Here is a 26,028-nt window from a genome sequence, read left to right as displayed (position 1 = left end):
AGGAGGTCTGACCACGACCCCAGGTCTGACCAGCCAAACCCGGCACGCACCACGGTGAGGTGCGCGCTTCCCTCCATCAGCAGCGGATCGACGGCGATCGCCGGCAACCTCGCGTAGATCTCCGCGGCGCCCTTCTCGTCGCCTGCCGCCTGCGCCTCGACGACAGCGTGGAGCTCGGCGTCAAGCCGGGCGTCCGTGGCTCTGAGCTCGGCGAGGAAGGCGCTGGCGGTCCAAGCGAAGAGGCCCAGGTTCCAGAGGTGGTCGCCGTCCTCGACGAAGGCGGTGGCGCGGTCGAGCGGGGGTTTCTCGACGAAGGCGTCCGCGTGCGCGGCCGGCAGGGCCGAGGCCGCGGCTAGCAGGACCGGGTCGGTGGTGGGACCCGGCGGCGATATCCACCGGCCGGGTGACTCGGCGGCCCCGACAGCGATGTAGCCGAGCCCGGTGGATGGGAAGGTGGGCGTCAGCCCGATCGCGGCCAGTCCGCCGGTGGCGGCCGCCCACCCGGCAACGGCGAGCACCGCGGCGCGGTACGCCTCCGTGTCGTCGATGTGGTGGTCGGCGTGAACGGAGACGATCAGTGCATCGGGGTCGCGGTGGACGATCTGGTGAACCGCCAGCCCCAGTGCGGGGCCGGTGCCCCGGGCGCTGGGTTCGGCGATGATCGCGACCGCTTCCGCGGTGCCGTCGAGCGCCACGGCGCAGGCCTCAGCCTGCTCGGCGGCGGTGACCACGTGGACCTCATCCGCGAGTGGCGCCACCCGTTCGACCGTGGCCCGCAGCAGTGTCTGGCCGTCAGGACCGAGCGGCAGGAGGTGCTTGGGCAGCGCGCGGCGGCTCAGGGGCCACAGTCGAGTGCCGCTGCCCCCCGCGAGGACCAGGATGTGCAAAGCCACGGCCGCGATGATGACCGAGGAGACGAGTGCGCGGGGTCAGCCCGCCGCGACAGCCAGGATCGGCGTGGTGCCAGCCTCCTCGGCGAGGTCCAGCGCACGGTCGGTACGCTCCCAGGGGAGGTCGAGGTCGTGCCGGCCGAAGTGGCCGAAGGCGGCCACCTGCCGGTAGATGGGACGGCGCAGTTCGAGCGCCGAGATGATCCCGAACGGCGAGAGGTCGAAGTGCTTTGTGACCAGATCCTCGATCTGCTCCACGGGGATGGTCTCGGTGCCGAATGTCTCCACCAGCACCGAGACCGGCTTCACGACGCCGATCGCGTACGCCACCTGGATCTCGCACTTGGCGGCCATGCCGGCGGCGACGAGGTTCTTGGCGACCCAGCGCGCCCCGTAGGCAGCGCTGCGGTCCACCTTGGTCGGGTCCTTGCCGCTGAACGCGCCGCCGCCGTGGCGAGCGTAGCCGCCGTAGCTGTCCACGATGATCTTTCGGCCGGTGAGGCCTGCGTCACCCTGGGGGCCTCCGATGACGAAGCGCCCCGTGGGATTGACGTGGCGGATGGTGGCGCTGTCGAGCCACTCCGGAGGGATGATCTCCTCGACGACGTGGCGCTGGATGTCACTGAAGATCTGCTCGTGCGAGGCGTCCTCAGAGTGCTGGATGCTGACCAGCACGTTGTCCACCCGGCGCGGACGGCCGTCGGCGTCGTACTCGACGGTGACCTGGGTCTTGCCGTCGGGCCGCGCCCAGCGCAGGGTGCCGTCACGACGCTTCTCGCTGAGCCGGCGGGCCAGGCCGTGGGCGAGCTGGATCGGCGCCGGCATCAGCTCCGGTGTCTCGTCGCACGCGAACCCGAACATCATCCCCTGGTCGCCAGCACCCCCGGTGTTGACCCCCTGGGCGATGTCCGGTGACTGCTCGTCGATGCAGACGAGCACACCGCACGTCTCGTAGTCGAAGCCGTACTTGGCGCGGACGTAGCCAATGTCCTTGATGGTGCGGCGTACCACACCGGCGATGTCGATGTAGGCGTCGGTGGTGATCTCACCGAAGACGAGCGCTGTGCCGGTGGTGAGCGCCGTCTCACAGGCAACCCGTCCCAGCGGGTCCTTCTCGAGGACGGCGTCGAGCACCGCGTCGCTGATCTGGTCGGCGACCTTGTCGGGGTGGCCCTCGGTGACCGACTCCGAGGTGAACAGGCGGCGTCGGGCGTGAATCATCAGCTTCCTCCAGCCCCACCGGCGGCCACCCAGACGCCCAGTGCGCCAGGGCCCGCTCCTGTCCAGGGCCGGCCCGATGGTAGCCCCTGCCACGCTGCGGGCGTGGCTTGGGGACCCCTTTGTCCTTACAGGAGGGCGATGCGCCCTCCTCGACGACCCGGCGGAGCCGTGCCGTCTCACCTCCCACTCGGCGCGATGAATCGCGCCGGGCTCGCGTGCGCTCGCACATGGTTCCTGCGGCAAGACCGTCGGCGCAGGCGAATTCATTTCGCCGGAGCTGACACCGCTGAAAGGGGGTGCCCGAGGGGGGAACAGAGTTCCCCCTTCCCCCTGAAACACGATCGAACAGGCGGTGGCGATCGAACCCGGGACCGTGTACTGTTAGGCGCACGTATCACTTATGACCGGGCGCCCAAACGTCCCGGCGGAGGACCTTGGCGCGTGCCGGTAGACCAGACTCTTCGTTGCCGCGAGTGCGGCGTTGACTTCATTTGGACCGAGGGTGAGCAGGAGTTCTTCGCCTCCCGCGGTCTGACCAATCCGCCTTCCCGGTGCCCGAGCTGTCGGGCGGCGCGGCGAGCCGCAGCCGGCGGCGGCGGCGGCGGCGGCGGCTACGGCGGTGGCGGTGGCGGTGGCGGTGGCGGGTACGGCGCCCGATCCAGCGCTCCGCGCCAGATGTACGAGGTGACCTGCGCCGGTTGCGGTGGCATCGCGAGGGTGCCCTTCCAGCCTCGAGGTGACAAGCCCGTTTACTGCAGCGACTGCTTCCGGCCCTCCGGCCGTTGAGCGATGCCGCGCCTGAAGGCGCCATCGCGATCGGCAGTCGCGTGACCTTCCCGTACGGCGGCAGCCGCCGTACGGGAACGGTCTCGGACGTCTCCATCCTTCCCGACGGCGCCGGCGGCCGCAGCGTCTCCTACCTCATCGACGTGGGCACTCGCAAAGTGTTCGTCCAGGGCGACGGGATCCAGCTGGCGAGCAACGGCCCGGTGGCCGCCTTCGATGCCGTCGCCGAAGGCGTCGCCTACGGGCGCAAGCGCCCCCGAAACCCCCGGCGCCGCTGACCGCAGCCCGTCACGGGCCGGCTCGCAGACGGCGACAGAGAGCTTCGCCAGCGCTGTCCATCGCGTCAGACGGCGTATCCTTGGGCCGATGGATGTCAGGCCGTATCCCCGACCGCAACGCGTCAAGCGCTCACCTCTGCGGCTGAGCCTCCTCGCCCTCGGGGTGGCCGCCATCCTGACCGGGATCGGCCTGGTCGCAGCGCCGCTGATCGGGGTCTGGCAGCGCGGTCACGCCGACCAGTCCGCGCTCGGTTCGTGGCAGAAAGGGCCGTCCGACGCGCTCATCGGTGCCCCCCCCGCGTCGACTCCCCCTCCCAAGACCGCGGTCACGTGCGGATCGGGATCCCCGTCCGACTACGCGCTGGTGACCTTCAGCTCACCGGCCGCCGAGCATTACGGTGGGGTGGCCACCGACGGCACCTGGGATTCCCTGCACAACCGCTCGATGGTCCATTACACGGGCACGTCGGCGCCGGGGCAGCAGGGCAACTCGATCATCGCCTTCCACCGCGAGCCGGACTACGAGCACATCGACCAGCTCAACGTGGGCGACACCGTGTCCGTCCAGGACCGAACGTGTCATACCTTCGTGTACAAAGTCACCGGTCGCTGGACGCTCAATCCCAGCAACGTCAGCCAGCTCGTCCCGACCAGTGGGCACGACCTCACGCTGATCACCTGCACACCGTTCTGGATCGACAGCCAGCGCATCGTCTGGCGCGCCACGATGGTGACCTCGACCGCTTAGGCCTTGCGCCGGCGCCTCCAGAGCCGCCATCCCACGTACGCGGCAATGGCGAGCGCGGCGACGCCGAGGCCGATGTACCCCACCTGCCCGACGAGCTTGATGGCACGGTCGAGGTTGCTGCCGATCACAACTCCCACGACGACGATGACGGCCACCCACAACGCGCCACCCGTTGCATTGGCAACGAAGAATCCCGGCCACGGCATCCGATGCATCCCGGCGAGCGGGCCGGCGAAGATGCGCAACAGCGCGATGAACCGGCCGGTGAACACCGCCACCCAGCCGCGCCGCGCGAAGAGCTCCTCGGCGCGCTCAAGACGCTCCACACTGTAGAAACGGCCCACCGCAGGCACTCGGACCAGGCGCGTCCCCCATCGGCGTCCGATTGCGTAGCCGAGGTTGTCGCCGATGACCGCGCCCACCCACGCCACGGCCGCGACCACAGGCACGCTCAGCCGGCCTTGGGTGGCTAAGAAGACGCCGACGAGCAGGGACGTCTCGCCGGGCACTGGTATCCCAAGGGACTCGATGCCCACCCCGAGGAAGACGATCAGGTAGGCGAACGAACCGAGGGTGTTGCTGAGGTCGAGGAAGAACTTCTGGATGTCGCCAATCGTCGCCGACTCGACAGCGCAGGCGTCGCCGGTGAGATCAGCGGCCCTGGGCCATCCGCTCCAGCCGAGCGACCCGCTCTTCCAGCGGCGGGTGCGTGGAGAACAGCGCGGCCAGCGAGGCGCGCCGGTTGCCGAATGGGTTGACGATGTACAGCGGGGCCAAAGCCGGGGCCACCTGCATGGGGACCTGGGCCGTGCGTGCCTCGAGCTTGCGGAGCGCGTCGGCCAGGGCCAATGGGTCGTGCGAGAGCACGGCACCGTCGTGGTCGGCCTCGTACTCACGTGAGCGGCTGATCGCGAGCTGGATGATCGCCGCGGCGGGCGCGGCCAGGAAGGCGACCAGCAGTGTCACCAGCACCTGGCCGGCGCTCTCCTCCTCATTGCCGAAGAAGAACAGCGAGAACTGTGCAATCTGGGCGATGATCGAGATCCCCAGGGCAAGGGTGGCCGCAGTGGACGCTGTGAGGATGTCGCGGTTGCGGACGTGGCTGAGCTCGTGGGAGAGGACCCCGCGCATCTCGCGCGCGCTGCAAAGGTTGAGGATGCCGGTGGTGCAGCACACTGCCGCGTGTTCGGGGTTGCGGCCGGTCGCAAACGCATTCGGTGAGGGGTCGTCGCTGATGTAGACCCGCGGCTTGGTCATGCCCGCCGCGGCGGCGAGCTCGGCCACCATCTGGTGAAGCTCCGGCGCCTGCTCGGGGGTCACCTCGACGGCCCGGGCGGCACGCACGGCGATGGCGTCGCTCTTCCAGTACGCGATGCCGTTGACGGCCAGGGCGATGACCGCGGCGACGATCAGGCCGGTGCCGCGGCCGATGAGGCCACCAACGATCAGGAAGAGCGCGTCAAGGAGCGCCAAAAGAAGCGTGGTCTTGATGTTCTGCCACATGCCCGTAGGGTACCCCGGGAGGGGCTCCACAAGCCTCCCCCCTCACCCGACAGACCGTCAGCGCAGGCGACTTCATGTCGCCGGAGCTGACACCGCACGATGGGGGGAGCCCGAGGGGGGAACAAAGTTCCCCCTTCGCCCCGTCCCCCCTTCGTCATGTTGGAAAGTTGCCGTGGTGGCGGGGCACGTCGTCGCGGACGCGGGAGGCATACACCGCAAACCGCCGCACCAGCTCGCCGCGCAGGTCTGACGGTGACACCACGGCGTCGACGATCAGCTCATCGGCCAGTCGGTAGATGTCGATGTCCTCTCGGTACTCGTCCTGCAACCTGCTCACGAAGCCGGCGCGCTCGGTCTCTGGCAGCTCCTGGATGCGGTTGTAGTACACCGCGTTGACCGCCGCCTCGGGGCCCATCACCGCAATCTGCGCCGATGGCAGCGCGAGGGTGCAGTCGGGGTCGAATGCTGGTCCGCACATGGCGTATAGCCCGGCCCCATAGGCCTTGCGCAGGATCACGCAGACCTTGGGCACGCTGGCCTGGCTGAGCGCCGCGATCATCTTGGCGCCGTGGCGGATGATCCCCTGGCGCTCCACAGCGGTCCCGATCATGAACCCGGGGACGTCGGCGAGGAACAGCAGCGGGATGTTGAAGGCATCGCAGCAGTTGATGAACCGCGCGGCCTTGTCGGCGGAGTCGACAAAGAGCACGCCGCCCTTGAAGCGCGGCTGCGAGGCGATCACAGCGATGGCACGCCCATCGAGGCGCGCGAAGCCGGTCACCAGCTCGCGGGCGAACAATCGCTTGATCTCGAAGAACGAGCCCGCGTCGACGAGCCCCCTGATCACGTCCTGCACGTCGTAGCCGTGGGCGGGCTCGGAGGGGATCGTCTCCTCGATCGAAGGCGCGTCCTCGGCCGGCACCACGCTGGCCGCATCGGCGACCGGTTGACGCCACGACGACGGCATGAACGACATGTACGAGCGAGCGGCCGCGATCGCGTCCTCCTCCGTCTTGACGAGGACGTCACCGCAGCCGCTGACGCTGCAGTGCATCCGCGCACCGCCCATCTCCTCGAGCGAGACCTTCTCCCCCACAACCACCTCGGCCATGCGCGGCGATCCGAGATACATGGACGCGTTCCCTTCAACCATGATCACGGCGTCGCAAAACGCAGGGATGTATGCGCCACCCGCGGCCGACGGTCCAAACAGGACGCACAGCTGCGGCACCTGTCCCGAGAGACGCACCTGCATGCGGAAGATGCGCCCGGCGTGGCGGCGCCCCGGGAACATGGCCACCTGGTCGGTGATCCGCGCTCCGGCGGAGTCGACCAGGTACACCATCGGTATCTGCAGGCGCTCCGCCGTCTCGAGGATGCGCACGATCTTCTCGACGGTGCGCGCCCCCCAGCTCCCGGCCTTGACCGAGGGGTCGTTGGCCATGACCGCGCACGGCCGTCCTCCGAGGGTGCCGATGCCGGTGACAACACCGTCCGCGGGCAGGTCCCCGGCGAGGTTGTTGGCCAGCAGGCCATCCTCGACGAAGGCTGTGTCGCCGTCGAGCAACCGGGCGATGCGCTCGCGCGCCATCAGCTTGTTCTGCTCGTGCAGCTTGGTGCGGGCCTTCTCCGATCCACCCGCGCGCGCCCGCGTCAGCCGTTGCTCGAGCTCCGATGCGTCGTGCACGACGCTCTCCTTCGAGGCGGCACCATCGGTCACGCCACGGACTCCGCAACCGCCGGGCCGGTCCAGACGCCGGCGCGGTAGAGCTTGCCGGGCAGCTCCCGACCGATGTCGGCAGCGAGCGTCTGGCTCACAGCGACGTACGCAGCCAGGTCGCACCCGTGGATCCCACCGGCGCTCGCGACGGCCTGCAGGGCATCCTCGCTGCACACATTGCCGGTGGAGCGCGGCGCGAACGGGCACCCACCCAGGCCGCCGGCGCTGCCGTCGAACCTGGTCACACCGGCCTCGTACGCAACGAGGACATTGGCCACTCCGAGGCCACGCGTGTCGTGCACGTGCAGGGACAGCCGCTGACCCGGGACGACCTCGCCGGCACGCGCGCACAGCTCGCGTACCGCCGCGGGATGGGCCACCCCGATGGTGTCGGCGATGCCCACCTCGGCGGCGCCGCGCGACACCAGCTCTCTGCAGAGGTCGACGATGCGCTGCCGGTCCACCTCGCCTTCGAAGGGGCAGCCGAAGCTCACCGACACCGCGACGTCGACCTCGCAACCCGCCTGTCGTGCGTCACCGACAACAGCGTCGAGGTCGTCGAGCGACTCTGCGACGCTGCGATTGACATTGCGGCGGTTGAACGTGTCGGTGGCACCGATGGTGTACAGGACATTGGTCACCTCGTGCTCGAGGGCAAGCTCCAGGCCACGCCGGTTGGGGATGAGCACGCGCAGCCGGGCCAGCGCCGCCGGACCGATTCCGCGCAGGACCTCCGCGGCGTCGGCGAGCTGCGGCACCCATTTCGGGGAGACGAATGAGGTGGCCTCCACGCGTGGAACACCGGCAGCCAGGAGCCCCTCGATCAATCGCACCTTGACCTCGGTGGAGACTGTGTCGGAGATGTTCTGCAGGCCGTCGCGCGGCGCAACGTCCGTCCAGGTGATCTCAGCCATCGCGGCAACCCTCGCTCGCTCGCATCTGCAGCCACCCTAGCAGAGGGCTCGCGGCGAAGCCGCCCACCGGACGGCCCCGGCGAGGCCTAGACTGAGCCCCGCGCGATGCCCCGCTTTCGTCTCACCACCTACCTGCGCGACACCTTCGGGGTCGAGGACCCTCGGAGCTTCCGGCTGTGCGGGATGGATGAAGTGGGCCGCGGGTCCTACGCCGGACCACTCGTCGCCGCGGCCGTGGTGCTGCCGCCGCGTTTCCGGCATCCACTGCTGCGCGACAGCAAGCTGCTCAGCGCGCGGCAGCGCGAGCTGGTCGGCGCCGTCATTCGCCGCCGCGCGCTGGCGTGGGTGGTTGCCGAGATCTCAGCAGCGGACATCAACCGGCGCGGGCTGGGCTGGGCCAACGTGGAAGTCTTCCGCCGCCTCGTCGACCTTGTCGATGCCGACGGCTATTGCTGTGACGGGCGATTGCGCATCAACGCAACGCGCACCGTCCACTGCCTGGTCAAGGGCGACAACCTCGTTCCCGCGATCTCCGCTGCTTCGATCGTCGCCAAGGTGCACCGCGACGCGATCATGACCGCGATGCACGACGATGCACCGCACTACAACTGGGCGAGCAACAAGGGGTACGGGGCCCGCGAGCATCGTGACGCCATTCGGACCCACGGTCCCCACCCCCAGCACCGCACCGTGTTCATCGACAACATGCTGCAGCTCGACCTGACCTTCGACACCGCGAGCCCCGCCGACCTCGACGCGGCGGCGCTCGACGTCGCCGCCATCGAGGACGCGTCGCTCGAGGCAGCCTCCGTCTAACAAGCTCCCGTGCGGTGCCCGAGCCGTATGCTCGCGACGTGAAGACGAGCCCTCGCGCAGCAGTCGATCTCACCCCGTTCCGCGACGCCGCGGCGCGGTTCGCCAGCGGGGTGACTGTCGCCGCGGCCGCGCACCGCGGGATGCATCACGCCATCACCGCGACGGCGTTCGCGTCGCTGTCGCTGGAGCCACCGATGGTGCTGCTCGCGCTCGACCGCGCCGGTCAGCTGATCGGGCTCGTCCGCGACAGTGGCCACGTCGGCCTCAGTGTTCTGTCAGCCGAGCAGGAGACGATCGGACGGCGCGCATCGACGCGGGGGCGGGCGCTGCAGCCTCTGGTCGACGAGGCGCCGACCACGACCGCGGTCACCGGCGCGCCACTGCTCCTCGGAGCATTGGCCTGGTTCGACTGCGAGGTCGAATCCATCTCCGAGCACGGCGACCACGCCATCATCGTGGGCCGCGTGGTCGCGGCAGCCTCAACCGACGGCGAGCCGCTGCTCTACTTCGCGCGCCGGTACCACCGCCTGGGACCTCAGCTTGGCGACGCCGCCGTCAAGCGCTGAGCTGCTTGGTCAGCCGCAGCCGCAAGCGCCCCCGCAACAGCCACCGGAGGGACGCGGCGCCTCGGCCACCGCCGTGGCAGAGGATGTGGACCGGGTGGCGGCGACGCGGCTGATCAGGGGCATGCTCGCCCGGCTTTCGCAGCTGGGACACAGCGCCGACAGCTCGCGCTCACCCATCGGCCGGAGCACCTCGAAGGTCGAGCGGCAGTCGTTGCAGCGGTACTCATACAGTGGCATCGGCGCCAGCCTAGCACGGGCGCGCCAGCCATTCGCCGACTTGCGTTACGAACATCCGTTCGCTACACTGGGCGCATGAGCGCCACCCCGACAGAGTTGCTCCTCCCGCTCGGCGAGACGTCCGCACCTGGTGAGCTGACCACGCGCCGCTGGCACCATCTCATGACCGTGGCCGGCATCGACGCCGCGTCCGCGCAGCGGCTGGCGCGAGCCTTCCCGTCGCTTGCCGCCGTGTACGCCGCCGACGAGGAGAGGCTGGTGAAGGTGGTCGGGCCCGTGGTCGCTTCGCGGATTCGCTGGTTCCTCGATGCGCCGCTCGACACAGGGCTGTCGCTTGTCGCTGTCGCGCGCGCCAAAGCCGCCTGAGCGCACACGATCGGCGCCCGCCCCAATGCCTCGACAGGCCGCCGCACGTATGATCGTGGTTTCCACTAAATGGTCGGGGCAGCGGAGGACGTTCGTGATGTTGGGACGCAAGTCGAAGACGGCAGTGATCGAACGTGAGGTTTCGAGCGCCGGGACCCGCGCGGCTGAGGTCGTCGGGGAGGCCGCCTCGGAGTTCGCAGAGCGCGCCGTCGCCGCTGCCCAGAATGCCCAGCGCGTGGCCGCGCCCGTGCTTCGCACCGCCGCCGAGCGGTCCGCAGAAACATTGAGCCACGCCGCCGAGCGTGCCGCCGTGGTTCTCGCTGACACCGCCGGTCGCCTCGCCGACACCGGCGAGGTGAAGGCCGGACAGGCTGCGGAGGCAGCCCGCCACCGCCTGGCTGACGCCTCCGAGGCCCTCGCGGTGGCCGTCCGCCCCAGGCGGCGCCGTCGCGTCCGGCGCATCCTGGTGCTGGCGGCCGGGACCGGCATCGTCGTTGCCATCGTGAAGTCGCCACTGCGCACCAAACTTGCCGACCGCCTCTTCGGCGCTCCTCCCGACTTCGATGACGACCTTCCCGAGTCGATCACGCTTCCCTCCTCGTCGCAGGGCGAGACGGAATCGCAGCCGGACAGCGGTCCGCGCGACGAGCAGGAGCAGGGATCCGGCGAGGGTGGCGGGTCCAACGGGGTGGTGTCCGGCACGGTCTCGACCAAGGGCGAAGGCGCCAAGAGTTGACCTGGTGAGCCCGGACGATCGCCGGCCCTTTCGTGGCGCGCCGTTCGACCGGGGCCGCAACGACCGTCCGGCCGGGCCCGGTGGTGACCGAGGCGATCGGCCACCAATGGACCGCCCCGGCTTCGTGGCGCAGCGCCCGTTCGTGCGTCCGCCGACGCGTGGCGGCGAGATGCCACCGCCCGACCACAGCGTGCGCATCCGCGACGGTGAGCGTGAGATCGAGGTCCGGGGCAACCCGGCCTTCGTCCGCCAGGTGCTCGACGACCTTCCGACGCTGATGGCGCGCCTGCGCGGTGAGGCGCCCGGGCGCACGACCATCTCGATGCCGGCGCCGCCGCCGGCTGCTCTTCTCGACAGCGCCCCGGCCGAGCACGCCGTCGTGGCCGAGGTGACCCGGAGTGGCCACGACGAGGCGGCAGCCTCCCATCCGAACGGCGCCCGCCAGGGCAGGCGGAGCAAGTCTGCCCCGACGACCGCAGCCCTCGAGGATCGCGTGTTCGCGGTCCTGCGCGGCAGCGGACGGCCGCTAGCGGTTGCCGCCATCCGCCAGCGCCTCGACGGCACCGAGGTCTCCGGTCAGCAGGTGCGCCGGCTGCTCGAGCGCGCGGGTTCGAGCGTGGTGGTGTCCTCCGAGCGTCCGGCCACCTACTCTCTGCGCTGAGCTCCGCCTGACCCAGGGCGTCTTCGCCCCGTAGTGCCGCCCACGAGCCCTGGACCGGGTGATAGCACCAATCGCGTCGGGCTGTGCAAACGAATCGGACGCTGCTACAATGGCGCCAGCTGTGGAGGGGGGCATTGGAGCCGGGAATCATCGCGGCGATCGTCGGGGGCAGTGGCGCGCTGATTGTCCTGGCCAGCGGTCTTCGCGTGATCAGGGAGTACCAGCGGGGCGTGGTTTTGCGCCTTGGTCGGCGCGGCCCGCTGCTGGAACCAGGTCTGCGCTACATCCTCCCGCTCGGCGTCGACCGCCTCACCAAGGTGGACCTGCGCAGCGCCCCACTCGAGGTACCACCGCATGAGGTGATCACCCACGACGGCGTCCCCGTTCGGGTCAGTGCGGCCGTGCACCTTCAGGTGCTCAACCCGCTCCTGGCGGTGACGCGTGTCGTCGACTACAAGCGGTCGACCGCCCAGCTGGTCCATGCGGCCCTGCGTGACGTGGTCGCGGGCAATGGGCTGCGCGAGCTGTTGCTGAACGGCGAGGCGATCCGCGACGCACTGGCACGTTTCGTCGACGTACGCACCGAGCCCTGGGGTATCCGCGTCACCTCGGTGGACATCGAGGAGGTGGTCCTGCCGGAGGCGATGCAGCGTGCCATGGCACGCCAGGCGGAGCTCCGAGGCGCTCCTGTCGAGCGCCCAACCCCCGGGGACGACGCCGATTTCGCGCGCAAGCTTGAGGCGACCGCCGCGCTCCTCGCTGATCAGCCGCACGACGTACAGGTCCGCTTCCTGCAGGCGCTCAGCGAGATCAGAAGCACCGACTCCACCGTGGTGGTGGTGCCTCTCCCCGCCGAGCTCGTGCAGCCCTTCGTCGACCTCCAGGGGCACGCGCTGGCGGCGCCAGCCACCGCCGCGCCGGTTCCCGACGAGGTGCAGCAGGCGCAGGGTCAACAGTCCTGATCTGAGCGCGGCCGACGGCAGCAGCGCCCGGCGAAGCGCAGAGTCTCCACCCTCATGGAGCCGCTGGTCTATCGAGAGCCACTGGCCATCGCGGCGTTCGCCGCGACCTTGGTGCTCTGGTGTCTCTCCGAGTTGCGCATCATGGTGCGCAACCGCGGCGGCAGCGGCGAGAACCTCGACAGGGGCAGCCGCGTGTGGGTGGTGGTCCTCATCGCGGCGGGCACGGCCGCTGCATTCGGGCTGGCGTGGCTGGAGGTCGGTCGCATCGCCGGTTGGGGCGTGGTCGCCGTGGGCGTGGCGCTGGCACTCGCCGGCATCGTCCTTCGCCAGTGGTCGGCCGCGACCCTCGGTGCCTTCTTCACTACGGCGGTTGAGGTCCAGGCCGACCACCGCATCATCGACCGCGGGCCGTACAGCCGGCTCCGACACCCGTCATACACCGGAGCGCTGCTAACGGCGATCGGGGTCGCGCTGGCGCTCGGCAGCTGGACCGGCTGCATCGTCGCATCGGCGTTCAGCGTTGCCGGCCTCGTCCTGCGCATCCTCGTCGAGGAGCGTGCCCTGGCGTCGCGCCTAGGACCGGCCTGGACGTCGTACGCACGCGGGCGGAAGCGGCTGATACCGCTGGTCTGGTAACCGCTGTCCTGCACGCCGGCGAGGTAGGGTCTGGCGGTGAGTGGGCACGTCACCATCAGCGCGCTGGACATCGCCGACGCGCGCGCAATTGCCGCGATGAACGTCCGCAACCGGGCGGACATCGAGCGGGTGAGCCCGCCTCAGCCGGCCGATGCGTACAGCGAGGCGGCCCAGGTGGCGCGGATCTCGAGCATCCTCCGAGAGTGCGCCCAGGGTCTCCGTGCCCATTGGACGATCCTCGTGGACGAGGCGCTCGCCGGTGACATTTCGCTGCATCGCATCTATCGAGGACCCGTGCAGAGCGCCAACGTCGGCTACATGGTGGACGCACCGTTTCGCGGCCGCGGAGTCGCCACGGCCGCGCTACGACTCGTGGCCGCGCGCTCGTTCACCCACCTTCGCCTGCACCGGCTCGACGCCGAAGCGATGCCGAGCAACGTCGCCTCGCTGCGAGTCCTCGAGAAGGCGGGCTTCACGCGTGTGGGTGTGATGCGCGGCTACTTGTTCGTCCGCGCCTCGTGGGAGGACCACATTCACTACGAGCTGGTCGGCCCCGACTTCGTGCCGCCGAGCACGTGAGCTCGTTGGTGCATGATCGTGCGCACATGTCTGTCCGCGCCATCGAACACGTCCAGCTGGCCATGCCGGCCGGCGCAGAGGACCGCGCCGCCTCCTTCTACGAGGGGCTCCTCGGCATCCCCAGGGTTGCCAAGCCGGAGCATCTCGCGACGCGTGGTGGCTGCTGGTTCGAGGCGGGCCCGCTGCGGATCCACCTTGGCGTCGAGGCGGACTTCCGTCCGGCCAGGAAGGCACACCCCGCACTGCTGGTCGATGGGCTCGGGGCGCTGGTCGACAGGCTTGCGGCCGCTGGGATCGCTGTCAACACGGACGAACCCTTGGAGGGATTCGAGCGCGTCTACGTGGATGACCCATTTGGCAACCGCATCGAACTGATGGAACCGTCGCCCGCAAGGTAGGTGTCGGCGGATACCGTCGGCTCCAGCTCGTGCTCCACCAGGTCTTCCCGCCTCCGCCCCGGCCCCTACTCTCCGGCGGCACCGTCGGTCTGCTCACGCAGGATGTCCGCATGACCGACGTGTCGTGCCGTCTCCTCGATCATGTGCACCATGATCCAGCGCAGGGTGTAGTCGCTCCGGTCCTCGCGCCTGGCGTGGTCGTCGAGAGCGGCGCCGGCGACGATCTCCCGCGACCTCGCCACCTCATCCCGGTACAGCGTGATGATGCTGTCGACGGTCTCGGCGTCCTCGATGGAGAACTCGGCGTCGTCAGCGGCGCTGCGTGGTGGCCGGTACCTCGTCTGCCCGAGGAACGTGTTCTGAAACCAGCCGCGCTCCACGTAGGCGAGGTGTTTCACGATGCCGAGCAGGGTGGTCGCGGACGGGACAAGTCTGCGCGTCAGCGCCTCGCGGTCGAGGCCCTCGACCTTGCGAAGCAGACAGTCCCGGTACCAGTCGAGGAAGGCGACCAGCGTGGTCTTCTCGTCGGCGGCGGTCGGCGGATCGGGTAGGGACGGACGGAGCACAAACGCGACGATACCGGGGACGATCATATCCTGCCAGCGCGCAGACACTCGCCACATGGAGCGTCTGGTGTACCGGTCCCCTCTGGCCATAGGGCTGTTCAGCCGCACGGACGCCATTCGCACAACACCGCCGGCCACTCATACCGCTCCCTCTGGTGGGTCGCCCTCACCGCGCTCCGCTGTACGGTTCGATGATGGCCGATGGCGTCTCCATCCAGTCGCTCGACATCGCGGACGCGGCTGCGCTCGCGGAGATGAACGCGCGGAATCGCTCCGACATCGAGCGGGTGAGCCCGCCGCAGACCGCTGACACGTACACCGCGTCGGGCCAGGCCGCGCGGATCGCCGCCATCCTTCGCGAAACCTCCCAGGGCGTGCGCCTCAACTGGACGATCCGCCTGGATGGCGTCATCGCGGGCGACATCTCACTCCATGCCATCCATCGCGGGCCGGTGCAGACGGCCAACGTTGGATACATGGTCGACTCGGCCGTTCGAGGGCGTGGTGTTGCTACCGCTGCACTCCGGCTGGTGGTCGCGCAGGCTTTTGACGGACTGCGCCTGCATCGCCTCGACGCCGGGGCGATGCCGACCAACATCGGCTCGCAGCGCGTGCTCGAAAAGGCCGGCTTCACCAGGGTCGGGGTGATGCGCCGCTATCTGTTCATTGCCGACCTGTGGCAGGACCACGTTCTCTACGAGCTGGTCGGCCCCGACTTCGTGCCGTCCACCTGAGCGCCGGCTACCACATCTCGGCCAGGTGGAACCGGCTCGTCCCGCAGCTCGGGAAGCGTGCGCAGGCGGGGGATCGGTGATGGGATCAACCAGACGACGCCCGCCACGCCCGCGATGGTTGCGATCCACAATGTCGGCCGTAGCCCCAGCGCGCTTCCCATCGCGCCGCCTGCAAGCGCCCCGACCGGGCGCAGGCCATAGTTGATGGTGCTGTACGCGCCTGACACGCGGGCGCGGAGCACGGCCGGGACAGCGGCGGTGAGGATGGCGCCGATGGTGATGTCGAGCATGACCACGCCGACGCCCCCACCGAACGCGGCGGCGAAGAGCAGCGCGAGGATTGCCGGCTTGCCCATCCCTCCGGCAACCGGTATGAGAATGAACGACGCAGGAAAGACGACGCAGCTGAGGGTGAACGCACCGCCGACGCCCAGCCGCCGTGCCACCCGGGACGTGAGCGCGGCGCCGATCACCGCGCCGACCGCCCCGATGCCGAGCACCAGACCCAGCTGGGCAGGCGTCAGCCCCAGGGATCGGATGGCGTACAGGACGAAGATGGCCGCCTCCATGAAGTTGAAGACGTTGATGGTCGCTGTGGCCAGGAGAAGCGCCCGGACCTCGCGCGAGTGCGCAATGAATCGAACACCCTCCAGCAGGTGTCCACGCCCGCCCGCCGCGGTCAGCGGTTCCCTCGGATGGATGCTGCGCAGGAATAGAGCGGAGGCCAGGAACGAACAGGCATCGATGAGGATCGCCCCTGGAGCGGTGACCAACTGAACCAGGACACCACCGGCGCTCTGGCCGCCCACAAACGACAGGGCGCGACTGCCGTGGATGAGGGAGTTGGCGGCGACGTAGTCGGTTGGCCGGACCAGAGAGGCGAACACAGTGCCCTGCGCCACGTTGAAGAGCACGCTGGCGCAGCCCACCAGGAATGCCACAGCGTAGAGCTGGGCAAAGGTGAGGACACCAGCGAGATACGTGATCGGGAGGCTCGCGAGAAGCACCGCCCGAACGAGGTCGGCGGTGAGCATGACCCGCCGGCGGTGACCTTTCCGGTCGACCCAGCCGCCCGCCACGATGGAGAACAGCAGGCTCGGAGCGAGCCCGGCGGCGGTGAGGTAACCGGTCTGGGCGGCGCCGGCATGCAGGACAAGGACCGCAGTCAGCGGCAGAGCAAGGATGCTCACCTGGTCACCGAACAGCGAGATCGTCTGTCCAGTCCAGTAACGGCGAAACGTCCGCTCGCGGAGCAGAGGCGGAACAATCCGCGTCGTCTGGCGGCGCAGGCTCATCGCTTGCGCCGATCATAGAGCTGATGAGGCCGCCTTCGCGGCCGAACGGCTAGTTGGTCCCGTGGTGAGCCGCGTTCAGGACCTCGCGAAGGCGGTCGAGGCTGTCCATCTCGTCCACGAGCCGGCGCAACACGAACCCCGTCAGCAGCCGCATGGCACCGCGTGGCTTGAGAATCATCTCCGCGGTCACCGCGGTCTCGCTGTCCTCTGCCGCCGTCAGCGTGAAGAGCGCGCTGCCACGTATCGGTCCCGCAATGATCTCGTAGCCGTAGGCGGTGTGTGGCTCGTACCTGGTGACGCGGTAATCGGCGTCCGCCAGCCTGCCACCCGGCCCATGGATCACCTGCTTCCACACCGTCCCGGCGCCGAGGTCGCCACTGTGTAGCGACACCTCCACCACGGACGGTCGCCACGTTGCGTTGCGCGAGCCGTCGGCGATGTGGTCGAAGATGACCACGGGCGGCCGCGCGATGCTGACCACGTGCAGGCTGCGCATGTGCCGCCTCCTTACGCCGGGCCGGCGCCGGCCGGGAGGTCCGGCCTTGCGGACAGGCGCACCTGCAGCTCGCGCTCCTCCAATGCGGGATCTGACGGGAGCGGTTGGCGGTTGCCCGTCACCGCGAAGCCAAGGCTCTCGTACAGCGTGCGCGCGCTGGAATTGCCGTCGGTGACCCACAGGCGGACGACGTCGATATTCTGCGCCGCAGCGAAGCGCAACGCCGCCATTGTCAGCTGGCGTGCGACGCCGCGACGGCGATGCTCGGCGCTGACCCACACGCTCACCAGCTGGACGGAGCCGTCGCCCTCGTCGTAGACGCCGGCGATGCCGACGGCGGTCCTCTCAGACCACGCGATAAAGAGCCGGGTGGCGGCGGAGCCCCTCGCCCGAAGACGCCATGCCTCTTCCGTGAACGCCTGCTCGCGCGTGAGGGTGCTACCGAACGCCGTGGGGGCGTCAGCCAGAGCCTGCAGGCGCACTGCGCGCAGAAGCGCCCAGTCGTCCTCTGCCAGTGCGCGGACCAGGTAGCTCACAGCAGGTCTGTCCTGTAGCACTCGGCCACGTATGGCACGGCGATCTCTGCTGCACCGGCAAGGTCCGGGTGCGTGTCGATGAGCCGGCGGACCCGGGCAAGGATGGCTGCCCGCTGTGGCTCTGGGAGGGTGATCACGTAGCTGCGCGAGGCGACGAGGTCGACGAGCGCATCGGCGTTGATGCGATACGTCCATTCCACGTCGCGCCGCTGCAACGGCGCAAAGGGCGGACCAACCGCAGGCCCGGGCGCGCGAGGGTCGTCGCCGTCGTGCATGATGTCGCCGAGTCGTTTGATCCAGTCAGCGCGCTCGTCGCGGATGTTCCAGACGAGGCCGAGGCGACCCGGGCGTGACAATACGCGAGCCACCTCGGGCAGCGCACGGCCGGCATCGACCCAATGCCACGCCTGCGCCACGAGCACGGCGTCGACACTGTCGTCCGCCAGAGGGATCGCTTCCGCAGTTCCCTTGAGAATGAGGACATCAGGCACAGCCCGAGCGAGCACTGCGCGCATCCCGTCGGACGGCTCGACCGCGACCACCTCGAGCCCGGGTGCCGCGAGCTGGCGGGTCAGCTTCCCAGTGCCGGCCCCGAGGTCGAGCACGCGACGAGCTGTGGGCGGTAGCAACCACTCGATCGCCTCTTGGGGGTACTGCGGGCGCCCGCGTTCGTACACCGCCGCGGCAGCACCGAACGACGCGGCGCGGCCGTCCACGACGTCTGCCACTAGGCCGGCAGCCTGAGAAGCTTCGGCCCACCTCGCCGAGGAGGAGTGGCAGCGTCGACCGCTCCGGGCTGCGCCGCGTCAGCGCGAGCGTCAACCCGCTGACGCTCGCGGTACGCCTTGGCCTTGGCGCGGGCGCCGCAGGACCGCATGGTGCACCACGCCCCGCACCCGTTCTTGGAGTTGTCATAAAAGGTCCACTGACACGTGTCGGAGCGGCACACCTTGAGGCGGGCGAACGTGCCGTCGATCGTGCCCTGGACGAGGGCCGCCAACAGCGCCGCGAGGAAACCGTCGACACCAAGCGCAGTGGAGGCCAGCCGCACCCCGTCCGCGCTCACGACTGGGTGAACGGCTGCCGCGTCCAGCAACCGGGAGAGCCGCGCCGCCGAGGCCGGCGGCAGCTCCTGCCCGGAGTTGACCGCGATCAGGCTGCGGAGGTGCTCACGCGTCTCGACGATGCGGCGCCGCTGAGGCTCATCCGGGGGCACCTGATAGCCACGTGCTCCGAGCCACTCCACGGTGGCGGGCACGTCGCCGAGCTCGTCGTAGCCGCCCGGGAGCTCCGCGGTATTGACGAAATCCTGCACCAGCGCGAGCGCCCTGGGTGCTGGCTGGCGAGTTGCTGGAGGGTCGTCCACGACGGAATCGTCCTTCTGTGGCGTCACCTTCGTTACGGTTTGACAGGTGACGCGTCCGAGGTATATAGTATCACCAGTGACAAGGCTTCGTCGGTGACGAAAAGGAGAGCGAAATGATGAATACCCAGCTGTACGAGTTGGCTCAGATCCGCGAGCAGGAGTACATGCTCGCAGCGACGACGCGCCGCGGTGGCCTCCGCCGCAGCAACCGTCTGGTCGTCGGGATGACTCGCCGCCTGCGTCGTCGCAGCGGCATCTCCCAGAGCTGACCTCCGACCCTGGCAGTGGGTGGCGCGTCATCGCCTCCCGCTGCCGGCGGGCCCACCCGCCGGCATGTAGCCGGGTCGGCTGTGCCACTCGCGCGAGTGTCCCTGACAACCGTGGGCGGGGCAGGATTCGAACCTGCGACCCTGGGGTTATGAGCCGGGCAGAGCCCGGTTCGCGGGTGTTCGCGGATGATCGTTTCGTACTCAGGACCGGCGCAATCGCGTCAGCGACGTCCACCGAATTTCGCCTCTGTTCGCCGCTGGTGATACCAGTTTTGATACCAATTCACGACCCTGGGGCTTCGCTCTGCCCCGACTCAGAGGGTCGGTCCTAACCGTCGGCGACGGTTTAAGTTTGACCCCCCTAACGATCAGAACGACGTCATTTCCGACCGTCGACAACACGTGCTTGGCGATCGAGGTGGCCGGGGGTAGACGCCCGCCCCACGCGGAGACGGACGTCGGAGTGATCCGCCGCCCGCCCGGGGGTGGTGATGAGTGAGTGCGGTGCGAGGAGGCGGTCGACGGTTCCATCTGGGGTGGCCAAGAGGCTGTCGCGGAAAGTCCTGAGCAGGCAAGGCTTTTGCATATCAAAGTGCGTACGCTATGAGTACACTTTCGGCGCAAGATGTAGCGCCATGAAGCTACACACCGACCCCAACTCCGTTACCCATTCCACTGTCAGCCCCGGAAGACTTCTTGACGTCCATCAGGTCGCGGACGTCCTCGGATGCGGGCGAACGCTCGTGTACGAACTGCTCGGTCGTGGCGAACTCCGCCACATGAAGATCGGGCGGCTGACACGCGTCCCGTCATCTGAAGTGGACCGCTACGTTCGCCGTCAGATGGGCGTCGAGGACGGCGAAGCTGTCATGCAACCCGCGCCACGATTGTCTCGGCGCGCCTCACCTGGACCGACGCTGCCCTTCTGACGAGGCCGTCTTCGAGGCGGCCGTTCGCTCCTCGCGCAGGGAACGTCGACGTTCGGCCCTCGACCGATGCGGAGGCGTCACCTTGGCAAGGAGCTCCTTCGCGGCCGTCACCTCATGGTCCCAGTCCGGGCGGCTGCCGGTGGGGCTGCGTGTCCCCAGCCCGGTACAGACCACCGCAGCGGCGACCATCTCCTCGAGCGCGATGACCGCGGCCTCGCTCGGGGCAGGGCTTGCGCCGTACCAGAGCAAGTCCAACCGGCTCGCTCGACTCCGAGCTTGGCACCAGCGCCGCCAGGAGCGCCGCCGCGCGGCCTGCCGCTCTCTCGCCCGGCGCGTCCGCTCCGCCGCCCGCTCGGCGGCCACCCAGGCCGCGAGCGTGGCGAGGGAGAGGTGGCCGCGGGGATGAGACCAGCGGTCGGCGGTCTCCCCGAGCCCTGCCTGGCGGCGACGGTATGCCGCGCTCCGGCACGATGTGCCGCAGAAGCGGGCCGGGCGGCCGGGTCTGGAGATGACCGGCAGAACTCTGCCGCAGGCGTCACAGCGCAGTCGATTGGGGTGCATTTCGTGACGCACTGTGGCACCGGCGCACCATTGGTGCAAGTGTGTGCGACCAACTATCGGTCAACCAGCATGAGAGACGGGTAGCAGGAGGAGAGGGGCAGACCAGAGCACCGGAGAGGGGGAGCTGCAGAACAAGGAGGGCGGCGATAGAGGAGGCGGAGGAGCCAGCGGGTGGGAGCTGGGTGGCGCAGAGCACTCCGGTGCGGGTGACACCGGGGTGCCAATGTCCCCCCGCCGGCGCGGCCTTCAGGCCGTGGCCACCCCCAGCCCTTCTGCGCGACTCGAGGAGCCGGGGGCTGCGATGGCCTGGGGATCGCGGTGGTTGTGTCGCCAGTGCCGCTTCTTCGCGGACGTGCCTGCCGCGCACCTTCCGCCCTCGATTGAAGGTTCAGACCTGGGCCGGTATCGAGCTCTCTGGCGCTGAAGAGATAGGAAGATAACGTGGCAGGTTGGACGAATCCTCTTGAAGTTCGTGGATGACGTCGACAGCCACAAGGCGCACTTCGATGCTGCCTCGCTCGCTGCCAGCTGGGCTTGGCTCGAAGCTGAGACCGCCTTTGGCCATGCTCGACCATGTCGTGCCCAGTATCGTGCGAGACCACGCCGCTCGAACCGCTCGAACTTTGCAAACCCGGAAAAAGGAGGATGCGATGAGCGCCGACGCCGTCATCATCGGCCCTGGGACGGGCCAGGTCATCTCGCTGCGGGCACCGAGGTGCGTGTGCTGAGCACCGCCGCCGAGTGCGCAGGAGCGTCCAGCTTCGAATTCCGGGCTCAGCCCGGTTTCGACACCGGCTCCCACCTGCACGCCCGGATCGAGGAGCTGTTCTACGTCCTCGACGGGGAGATGGAGCTGCGGGCCGGGGATCGCATCACCCTCGGCGGGCCGGGGACGTTCGTCTGCGTTCCTGTGGGGGTCCCGCACGCGTTCGCCAACCGGGGCGCTTCGCCGGCCCGGATGCTGCTCGTGACCACACCTCCGGGCCACGAGCGCTACTTCGAGGAGCTGGCCGCGATCCTTGCAGTCGACGGACCGCCGGACGCCGAGGCCATCGCCGCACTGCGCGCCCGGTACGACACCACCCAGGTCTCTGCGCTGGCGACCTGAGACGGCGCATGAGCTTCGAGCGTGCGCCTCACGTTGGAGGCGTGAGGCCCGTTCTGAAAAAAACCACTCACAGTCAGAGTGTCCGTCGCGAGGGGTCAAGCCCAGTGGCGTGACCCTCGTGGATGGCGGATGTACGGTCCTCGAGGGAGGTCACCGTCGCGCAGGCCAGGGTCTGCTATTCACCCTTGAGGGACACCACCCCTGCACCCAGCCGGCAGGCGCCGGGTACCGTCTTCATGGCGACGGAGTGATGGTGTTGTAGGCGTTGCTGAACGACCGGACCGCACTGGGTGCTTGGGCGCAGGTGGGACCATTGGCACCGTACGGAAGGTACTGCGGCGACGAGTACCCGAGCCAGTACTGACCGATGCGAATGAATCTCCCTGACCCGGACATGACCGACAAGTGCCGTGGATCAGCCGAGAACACTTCGATGCTCGCCGTATACCAATACCGCTGGCCGTTTCCACCGCAGCCTGGAGTTGCCTGGATTGACCGTGTGGACAGATAGATGTCGCCGACTGTCGTGTATCGCGCCCCGTTGGCGTCAGTATGCGTGCCATCGAAGCTGTGGTCGATCCGGTATGTGGCGTCCAGCATGCTCTGTGACAGCGACATCTTGAACCCGTATTGCGAGACCACAAGGACAGGCGCGGATGGCGTCGGACCCGGCGTCGGTTGAACTGATGGCGATGCAGAGGGTACAGCGGGGGTCGATTGAACCGGTGTCGGCCCGCTCGATGCTGAAGGAACGGGACTGACCGCTGGGATTCCCGCGACGGCGCCGTGGTGGAACGCCAGCACGACGACCGCCGCCGTCGATCCCGCAACGATCACCGCACTGCCACCAAGCAGAGCCGCGAGCGAGAAGCGCCGGCGACGCGAAAACGCGTACGTAATCGCATCCTCCTCAAGGTCGCGAGGGGGTGGCTGGCTGCTCATGTGAGCCAGGTACTCCCGAGCGCTGCGCAGGAGCTCGTCATTGGGAAGAGTTGGGTCAGACATCAGCAAGCTCCTTCCTCAGCGTCGCGACGGCGCGACCGAGATGACTTCGAGCGGTCCCCGGTCTGCACCCGATCAGGCCGGCGCATTCGTCCAAGGTGTAACCGTGATGGACATGAAGTGTGAACACCGCCCTCTGGTGCGGCGACAGGCGCCGGAAGGCCCTGTCGAAGCCCGCGAGGCGGCGGTCGAGGGTAGGCGGCGGTGCGGTGGTGGCGGTCAGCCACTGATCGCTCGACCAGAGAATCCTTCGGACCAGTCCGCGCCGGCGATGGATGCAGTGGTTGACGCAGATCCGCGTCAGCCAGGCGGATAGCTTCGACGGTTCGCGGAGCGTCGACCAGGTTCGCCAGGCAGAGAACATCGTTTCCTGGACAGCATCCTCGGCTTCGCCGCGGTCGCCGAGGATGGTGAGGGCGAGCCCGAAGAGCCGCCGTGCTTCCGGAGCCACCGAACCCTCGAACGCCGCGTGGTCGGCGGCGGAGCGGGCGGGTAGTGATGTCATTGCATCAGCCGGAACGTTCATACGAGAGTAGACGGTTTCGGAGGCAGTTCTTCTTACGCGATCGCCAACCCGACCTGAGGTGCGCCCACGGGGCGGCACGCTCGAACGCGGCAGCGAGGGTCAGGACCGTTGCGTCATCGAACCTTCGGCCCATCATCTGGAGATGGACAGGCAGCCGGTGGGTGCCGAGGCTCGTGGCAAGCGAGATGGCCGGCACAGCCGAGGGCCGGCCGAGCGCGGCCACCCTGCTGCACGCCAGCGTGCTCTCCTTCGGCTCTGACACCTTGCTGACACCTTCGCGTCCAATCATTGGCGTCCATCGGCGGCCCAACCTGGATGCTCTCTCGCCAGTCCCGTACTCCCCCGGCCCGCCGCGACCCGGCGTGAACATCGCCCGCTCCAGCTTGAAAACCGCGCTGTAAACCCGGAGTTGCGTTATGGCGCCGCCGCGCCGGTAACAGGCAGTCGCCGCTCAACGATGCGGATCTCCCCTCCCAGCGCCCGCACCAGAACCCGAAGCGTCGCGAGTGTCGGGTTTGCGCGGCCCGACTCGATGCGACTGATCTCACTCTGAGTGATGCCCGTCGCCCGCTCGAGATCCTTCTGAGTCATCTGCCGCTGCCGGCGAAGCTTGATGAGCGTGGCCACCAAGCCGTAATACTCGTGGAGAGCTTCCATCTCCGCCACGGCCTCGGGGCCCTCCACGCGAGCCTGGCTTTCCAGGCTCTCCATGAAGGCGGCGAAGTCACCGCGCTTCTTCGACCTGCTCATGTATGGGTTATATCACATATTCCGGTCGATCTATCACGGTTCGTTATGTCCCTCGCGCTACGCGTTCCCGAAAGTCCTGCAGTCGACTCTCGGCCAGCCGGATCTCGTGCTCCTCGCGGCTCTTGGACGGCGCCTCGCCCTTGTCGTATCCGGCCACGAGCAGGATGACTTTGTCGCCATGTGCGTGGCAGTACACGCGCAGCAGGATGTCCCGCTCCCGCTTGGCGCGCGTCTCCCCCGGCGGGAGCAGACCGAGGTTGTGGAGGACCTCCTGGGCGCTGTGACGCAGCCGGAACTCGAAGAGGCCCTTGCTGATTGGCTTGCCGTACTCAGTCCTGCAGACGCCGACGCCCTCTTGCTGGAGGATGTGGAACATCGCAACTCCAAGGGCGCGCGCCTTGCTGCGATCGAGTTTCTGCAGCCAGTCACGAACCGGCCGACGGCCATCGGCGTCGCGGTAGAACTCCAGCTCGTAGGCCGCGTCTGTCATTGACCACCAGAGCCACCGAACACATCTTCCATTGCCGTCACCGCCTGCTGAGCCATTGACGGCGTCACGTGCGAGTACAGGTCGAGCGTGATGCCCACCGACGCGTGCCCCAGAACTTCCGACACCACCTTGGTGTGCACTCCCTGGGCCGCCATGAGCGTGGCGGCTGTGTGGCGAAGGTCATGGAAGCGAACATGGGGGATCCCAGCATCCGTGAGCAGCGGTGTGAACGAACGGGCGATCAGGTTGCGCGGCTCCATCGGGCCGCCGCGCTCATTGATGAACACGAAGCCACTGACGACCCATTCGGTTCCCGCGATGTCCCTTTGGCGCTCATGGCCGCGCGCGTGTCGACTCAGGGCGTCAGCTGCGACGGACGTCAGCGGGATCCGGCGCATTGATGTCTTCGTCTTGGGCTGAGCCCGCTCAAGGACGGACGTTCCGTCCGCGCGCTTCACCCGCTGGAGTGTGCCGGTGACCGTCAACGTCCGCCCCGGGAGGTCGACATCCGCCCATCGCAACGCCAGGAGCTCCCCGCGACGCATCCCTGTTGTCAGCGCGAGCACGTACAACGCCTCGAGTCCCGCGTGTCGCGGTGTCTTGGCCGCAGCGAGTAGCGCACGCGCCTGGTCGATGGACAGGACCTGCATCTCCGGGTGATCGCGCCCCGGCGGGTCCACGAGGTCGGTCGGGTTGCGAGCGATGACACCGCGGCGTGTAGCCTGCGACAGCGAGCGCCGCAGGATGGCGTGTACATGCTGCACCGTGGTTCGGCTCAGGCCCTTGGCCAGGAGGCCCGCGTACAGGCGATCCAGTTGCTCCGGGCGGACTCGCGCGACGGGAAGCCTTCCGAGTGCTGGGAGGATGTGCAGGCGGATGTGCCGCTCGTACGTGCCGGCGGTCGATGGCCGCAGCGACCGCCGCGCCCCGATCAGCCAGTTGTACATGTACTCGTCGACCGTCAGGCGGTCGGTCGGCACCGGGAGCCCGGACCGTACCGCCCCGAGCGCGGCCTGGAGCTTGTCGTTCGCCTCCGTCCGCGTGCGTCCGTAGAACCGTCGACGCTGCCCCGTCTCGACGGTCAGCTGGGCAACCCAGCGCCCGTTGTAGAACCCGATCGACCCTTCGTTGCGCCCGCGTCGCTTGGTCGCCATCGTCCTCCCGCGTCCGCCGGCGTTCGCCAGCGTGTTGATATATATTTGATATCAATGATGCCACGTGACGAGTCAAAAATGGTGATTTGAACGTGGGCGGGGCAGGATTCGAACCTGCGACCCTGGGGTTATGAGCCCCGTGCTCTAACCGGCTGAGCTACCCGCCCGCGGGCCGACAGCCTACCCCGTCGTGTCGCCAGGCGGCGGCTCCGCGCTAGGGTGGAGTGGT

At 68.6% G+C, this 26,028-nt stretch carries 34 protein-coding genes and 1 tRNA gene; 17 read left to right on the top strand and 18 right to left on the bottom strand.

The features are described 5' to 3' along the window. The coding region (locus JF886_RS10375) for a sugar phosphate nucleotidyltransferase (protein ID WP_337312174.1) at positions 1–893 on the bottom strand (893 nt) is incomplete at its 3' end. A 36-nt stretch (positions 894–929) separates the two neighbouring features. Then, positions 930–2,111, bottom strand: a complete 1,182-nt coding sequence (gene metK / locus JF886_RS10370) for a methionine adenosyltransferase (RefSeq protein WP_337312172.1) — start codon at positions 2,109–2,111, stop codon at positions 930–932. Between the two features lie 138 nt (positions 2,112–2,249). Here metK and JF886_RS10365 point away from each other — a divergent pair, with 138 nt between their 5' ends. The 3 genes from JF886_RS10365 (at position 2,250) to JF886_RS10355 (ending at position 3,923) form a co-directional block, all read left to right on the top strand. Continuing rightward, positions 2,250–2,897, top strand: coding sequence for a zinc-ribbon domain containing protein (locus tag JF886_RS10365; protein WP_337312170.1), 648 nt, complete (start codon positions 2,250–2,252; stop codon positions 2,895–2,897). Continuing rightward, positions 2,894–3,175 (top strand): hypothetical protein, encoded by a 282-nt coding sequence (locus JF886_RS10360; protein WP_337312168.1) that lies wholly within the window; start codon positions 2,894–2,896, stop codon positions 3,173–3,175. Before JF886_RS10365 ends, JF886_RS10360 begins: the two co-directional genes overlap by 4 nt. Before the next feature lie 88 nt (positions 3,176–3,263). Continuing rightward, complete coding sequence (locus JF886_RS10355; protein ID WP_337312167.1) at positions 3,264–3,923, top strand: sortase; 660 nt, start codon at positions 3,264–3,266, stop codon at positions 3,921–3,923. Here the strand turns inward: JF886_RS10355 and JF886_RS10350 are convergent. The 4 genes from JF886_RS10350 to JF886_RS10335 all read right to left on the bottom strand — a co-directional run bounded on the left by JF886_RS10350 (position 3,920) and on the right by JF886_RS10335 (position 8,060). Further along, complete coding sequence (locus JF886_RS10350; RefSeq protein ID WP_337312165.1) at positions 3,920–4,432, bottom strand: DedA family protein; 513 nt, start codon at positions 4,430–4,432, stop codon at positions 3,920–3,922. The two genes, JF886_RS10355 and JF886_RS10350, sit on opposite strands and share 4 nt — an antisense overlap. Before the next feature lie 142 nt (positions 4,433–4,574). Beyond that, on the bottom strand, positions 4,575–5,426 hold the full coding sequence (locus tag JF886_RS10345) for a M48 family metalloprotease (protein ID WP_337312163.1): 852 nt from the start codon (positions 5,424–5,426) through the stop codon (positions 4,575–4,577). A gap of 154 nt (positions 5,427–5,580) precedes the next feature. After that, positions 5,581–7,146 (bottom strand): acyl-CoA carboxylase subunit beta, encoded by a 1,566-nt coding sequence (locus JF886_RS10340; protein ID WP_337312161.1) that lies wholly within the window; start codon positions 7,144–7,146, stop codon positions 5,581–5,583. Further along, positions 7,143–8,060: a hydroxymethylglutaryl-CoA lyase gene (locus tag JF886_RS10335; RefSeq protein ID WP_337312159.1), complete on the bottom strand. Its 918-nt coding sequence runs from the start codon at positions 8,058–8,060 to the stop codon at positions 7,143–7,145. The genes JF886_RS10340 and JF886_RS10335 overlap by 4 nt, the downstream gene beginning before the upstream one ends. 105 nt (positions 8,061–8,165) lie before the next feature. On the opposite strand from JF886_RS10335, the gene rnhB reads away from it, so the two are divergent. Continuing rightward, positions 8,166–8,876 carry a ribonuclease HII gene (gene rnhB, locus JF886_RS10330; RefSeq protein ID WP_337312157.1) on the top strand — a complete coding sequence of 237 codons (711 nt, stop codon included), beginning with the start codon at positions 8,166–8,168 and terminating at the stop codon, positions 8,874–8,876. A 38-nt stretch (positions 8,877–8,914) separates the two neighbouring features. Continuing rightward, complete coding sequence (locus JF886_RS10325; RefSeq protein ID WP_337312155.1) at positions 8,915–9,442, top strand: flavin reductase family protein; 528 nt, start codon at positions 8,915–8,917, stop codon at positions 9,440–9,442. Between the two features lie 9 nt (positions 9,443–9,451). On the opposite strand, the gene JF886_RS10320 is transcribed toward JF886_RS10325, so the two are convergent. Then, entirely contained in the window at positions 9,452–9,679 is a 228-nt protein-coding gene (locus tag JF886_RS10320; protein WP_337312153.1) for an FmdB family zinc ribbon protein, read from the bottom strand. A gap of 75 nt (positions 9,680–9,754) precedes the next feature. Between JF886_RS10320 and JF886_RS10315 the strand changes: the two genes are divergently transcribed. The 7 genes from JF886_RS10315 (at position 9,755) to JF886_RS10285 (ending at position 14,017) form a co-directional block, all read left to right on the top strand. Continuing rightward, positions 9,755–10,045 carry a helix-hairpin-helix domain-containing protein gene (locus JF886_RS10315; RefSeq protein WP_337312152.1) on the top strand — a complete coding sequence of 97 codons (291 nt, stop codon included), beginning with the start codon at positions 9,755–9,757 and terminating at the stop codon, positions 10,043–10,045. Positions 10,046–10,139: 94 nt separating this feature from the next. Continuing rightward, positions 10,140–10,781 carry a hypothetical protein gene (locus JF886_RS10310; RefSeq protein WP_337312151.1) on the top strand — a complete coding sequence of 214 codons (642 nt, stop codon included), beginning with the start codon at positions 10,140–10,142 and terminating at the stop codon, positions 10,779–10,781. A gap of 106 nt (positions 10,782–10,887) precedes the next feature. After that, positions 10,888–11,442, top strand: coding sequence for a hypothetical protein (locus JF886_RS10305; protein ID WP_337312149.1), 555 nt, complete (start codon positions 10,888–10,890; stop codon positions 11,440–11,442). Positions 11,443–11,576: 134 nt separating this feature from the next. Then, positions 11,577–12,404, top strand: a complete 828-nt coding sequence (locus JF886_RS10300) for an SPFH domain-containing protein (RefSeq protein WP_337312147.1) — start codon at positions 11,577–11,579, stop codon at positions 12,402–12,404. Positions 12,405–12,458: 54 nt separating this feature from the next. After that, on the top strand, positions 12,459–13,040 hold the full coding sequence (locus tag JF886_RS10295; protein ID WP_337312145.1) for a methyltransferase family protein: 582 nt from the start codon (positions 12,459–12,461) through the stop codon (positions 13,038–13,040). Between the two features lie 36 nt (positions 13,041–13,076). After that, positions 13,077–13,619, top strand: coding sequence for a GNAT family N-acetyltransferase (locus tag JF886_RS10290; protein ID WP_337312143.1), 543 nt, complete (start codon positions 13,077–13,079; stop codon positions 13,617–13,619). A gap of 26 nt (positions 13,620–13,645) precedes the next feature. Then, complete coding sequence (locus JF886_RS10285; protein WP_337312142.1) at positions 13,646–14,017, top strand: VOC family protein; 372 nt, start codon at positions 13,646–13,648, stop codon at positions 14,015–14,017. A gap of 65 nt (positions 14,018–14,082) precedes the next feature. Here JF886_RS10285 and JF886_RS10280 read toward each other — a convergent pair whose 3' ends face one another. Further along, positions 14,083–14,610 (bottom strand): DinB family protein, encoded by a 528-nt coding sequence (locus tag JF886_RS10280; RefSeq protein ID WP_337312140.1) that lies wholly within the window; start codon positions 14,608–14,610, stop codon positions 14,083–14,085. A gap of 167 nt (positions 14,611–14,777) precedes the next feature. Here JF886_RS10280 and JF886_RS10275 point away from each other — a divergent pair, with 167 nt between their 5' ends. Then, the gene (locus JF886_RS10275; protein WP_337312138.1) at positions 14,778–15,317 is read left to right on the top strand and encodes a GNAT family N-acetyltransferase; all 540 of its coding nucleotides are present in this window, start codon (positions 14,778–14,780) and stop codon (positions 15,315–15,317) included. On the opposite strand, the gene JF886_RS10270 is transcribed toward JF886_RS10275, so the two are convergent. The 5 genes from JF886_RS10270 to JF886_RS10250 are packed head-to-tail and all read right to left on the bottom strand — an operon-like array spanning position 15,278 to position 19,010. Next, positions 15,278–16,612 carry an MFS transporter gene (locus JF886_RS10270; RefSeq protein ID WP_337312136.1) on the bottom strand — a complete coding sequence of 445 codons (1,335 nt, stop codon included), beginning with the start codon at positions 16,610–16,612 and terminating at the stop codon, positions 15,278–15,280. The two genes, JF886_RS10275 and JF886_RS10270, sit on opposite strands and share 40 nt — an antisense overlap. Before the next feature lie 49 nt (positions 16,613–16,661). Beyond that, positions 16,662–17,108 (bottom strand): SRPBCC family protein, encoded by a 447-nt coding sequence (locus JF886_RS10265; RefSeq protein WP_337312135.1) that lies wholly within the window; start codon positions 17,106–17,108, stop codon positions 16,662–16,664. Between the two features lie 11 nt (positions 17,109–17,119). Further along, on the bottom strand, positions 17,120–17,644 hold the full coding sequence (locus tag JF886_RS10260) for a GNAT family N-acetyltransferase (protein WP_337312134.1): 525 nt from the start codon (positions 17,642–17,644) through the stop codon (positions 17,120–17,122). After that, positions 17,641–18,372 carry a class I SAM-dependent methyltransferase gene (locus JF886_RS10255; protein ID WP_337312132.1) on the bottom strand — a complete coding sequence of 244 codons (732 nt, stop codon included), beginning with the start codon at positions 18,370–18,372 and terminating at the stop codon, positions 17,641–17,643. The genes JF886_RS10260 and JF886_RS10255 overlap by 4 nt, the downstream gene beginning before the upstream one ends. After that, on the bottom strand, positions 18,372–19,010 hold the full coding sequence (locus JF886_RS10250; RefSeq protein WP_337312130.1) for a CGNR zinc finger domain-containing protein: 639 nt from the start codon (positions 19,008–19,010) through the stop codon (positions 18,372–18,374). Before JF886_RS10250 ends, JF886_RS10255 begins: the two co-directional genes overlap by 1 nt. Positions 19,011–19,126: 116 nt before the next feature. Here JF886_RS10250 and JF886_RS10245 point away from each other — a divergent pair, with 116 nt between their 5' ends. The 4 genes from JF886_RS10245 to JF886_RS10235 all read left to right on the top strand — a co-directional run bounded on the left by JF886_RS10245 (position 19,127) and on the right by JF886_RS10235 (position 21,877). Next, positions 19,127–19,279 (top strand): hypothetical protein, encoded by a 153-nt coding sequence (locus tag JF886_RS10245; protein ID WP_337312128.1) that lies wholly within the window; start codon positions 19,127–19,129, stop codon positions 19,277–19,279. 491 nt (positions 19,280–19,770) lie between these two features. Further along, positions 19,771–20,208, top strand: a complete 438-nt coding sequence (locus JF886_RS16815) for a helix-turn-helix domain-containing protein (RefSeq protein ID WP_350340578.1) — start codon at positions 19,771–19,773, stop codon at positions 20,206–20,208. Between the two features lie 82 nt (positions 20,209–20,290). Further along, positions 20,291–20,614 (top strand): hypothetical protein, encoded by a 324-nt coding sequence (locus JF886_RS10240; RefSeq protein WP_337312126.1) that lies wholly within the window; start codon positions 20,291–20,293, stop codon positions 20,612–20,614. An 876-nt stretch (positions 20,615–21,490) separates the two neighbouring features. Further along, the gene (locus JF886_RS10235) at positions 21,491–21,877 is read left to right on the top strand and encodes a cupin domain-containing protein (RefSeq protein WP_337312124.1); all 387 of its coding nucleotides are present in this window, start codon (positions 21,491–21,493) and stop codon (positions 21,875–21,877) included. 997 nt (positions 21,878–22,874) lie between these two features. On the opposite strand, the gene JF886_RS10230 is transcribed toward JF886_RS10235, so the two are convergent. The 5 genes from JF886_RS10230 to JF886_RS10210 form a co-directional block, all read right to left on the bottom strand. After that, complete coding sequence (locus JF886_RS10230; protein ID WP_337312122.1) at positions 22,875–23,384, bottom strand: RNA polymerase sigma factor; 510 nt, start codon at positions 23,382–23,384, stop codon at positions 22,875–22,877. Between the two features lie 435 nt (positions 23,385–23,819). Beyond that, positions 23,820–24,155, bottom strand: coding sequence for a helix-turn-helix domain-containing protein (locus tag JF886_RS10225; RefSeq protein ID WP_337312120.1), 336 nt, complete (start codon positions 24,153–24,155; stop codon positions 23,820–23,822). Positions 24,156–24,198: 43 nt separating this feature from the next. Beyond that, positions 24,199–24,645 (bottom strand): hypothetical protein, encoded by a 447-nt coding sequence (locus JF886_RS10220; protein ID WP_337312118.1) that lies wholly within the window; start codon positions 24,643–24,645, stop codon positions 24,199–24,201. After that, positions 24,642–25,799: a tyrosine-type recombinase/integrase gene (locus JF886_RS10215; RefSeq protein WP_337312116.1), complete on the bottom strand. Its 1,158-nt coding sequence runs from the start codon at positions 25,797–25,799 to the stop codon at positions 24,642–24,644. The genes JF886_RS10220 and JF886_RS10215 overlap by 4 nt, the downstream gene beginning before the upstream one ends. A 93-nt stretch (positions 25,800–25,892) precedes the next feature. Then, positions 25,893–25,966, bottom strand: a tRNA-Ile gene (locus JF886_RS10210). Positions 25,967–26,028: the final 62 nt, after the last annotated feature.

The organism is Candidatus Aeolococcus gillhamiae, from assembly GCF_016464765.1.
GTDB classification, from domain to species: domain Bacteria; phylum Chloroflexota; class Dormibacteria; order Aeolococcales; family Aeolococcaceae; genus Aeolococcus; species Aeolococcus gillhamiae.
The sequence above is the reverse complement of the archived record's forward strand: the minus strand, read 5'-3'. Positions and strand labels throughout refer to the sequence as shown.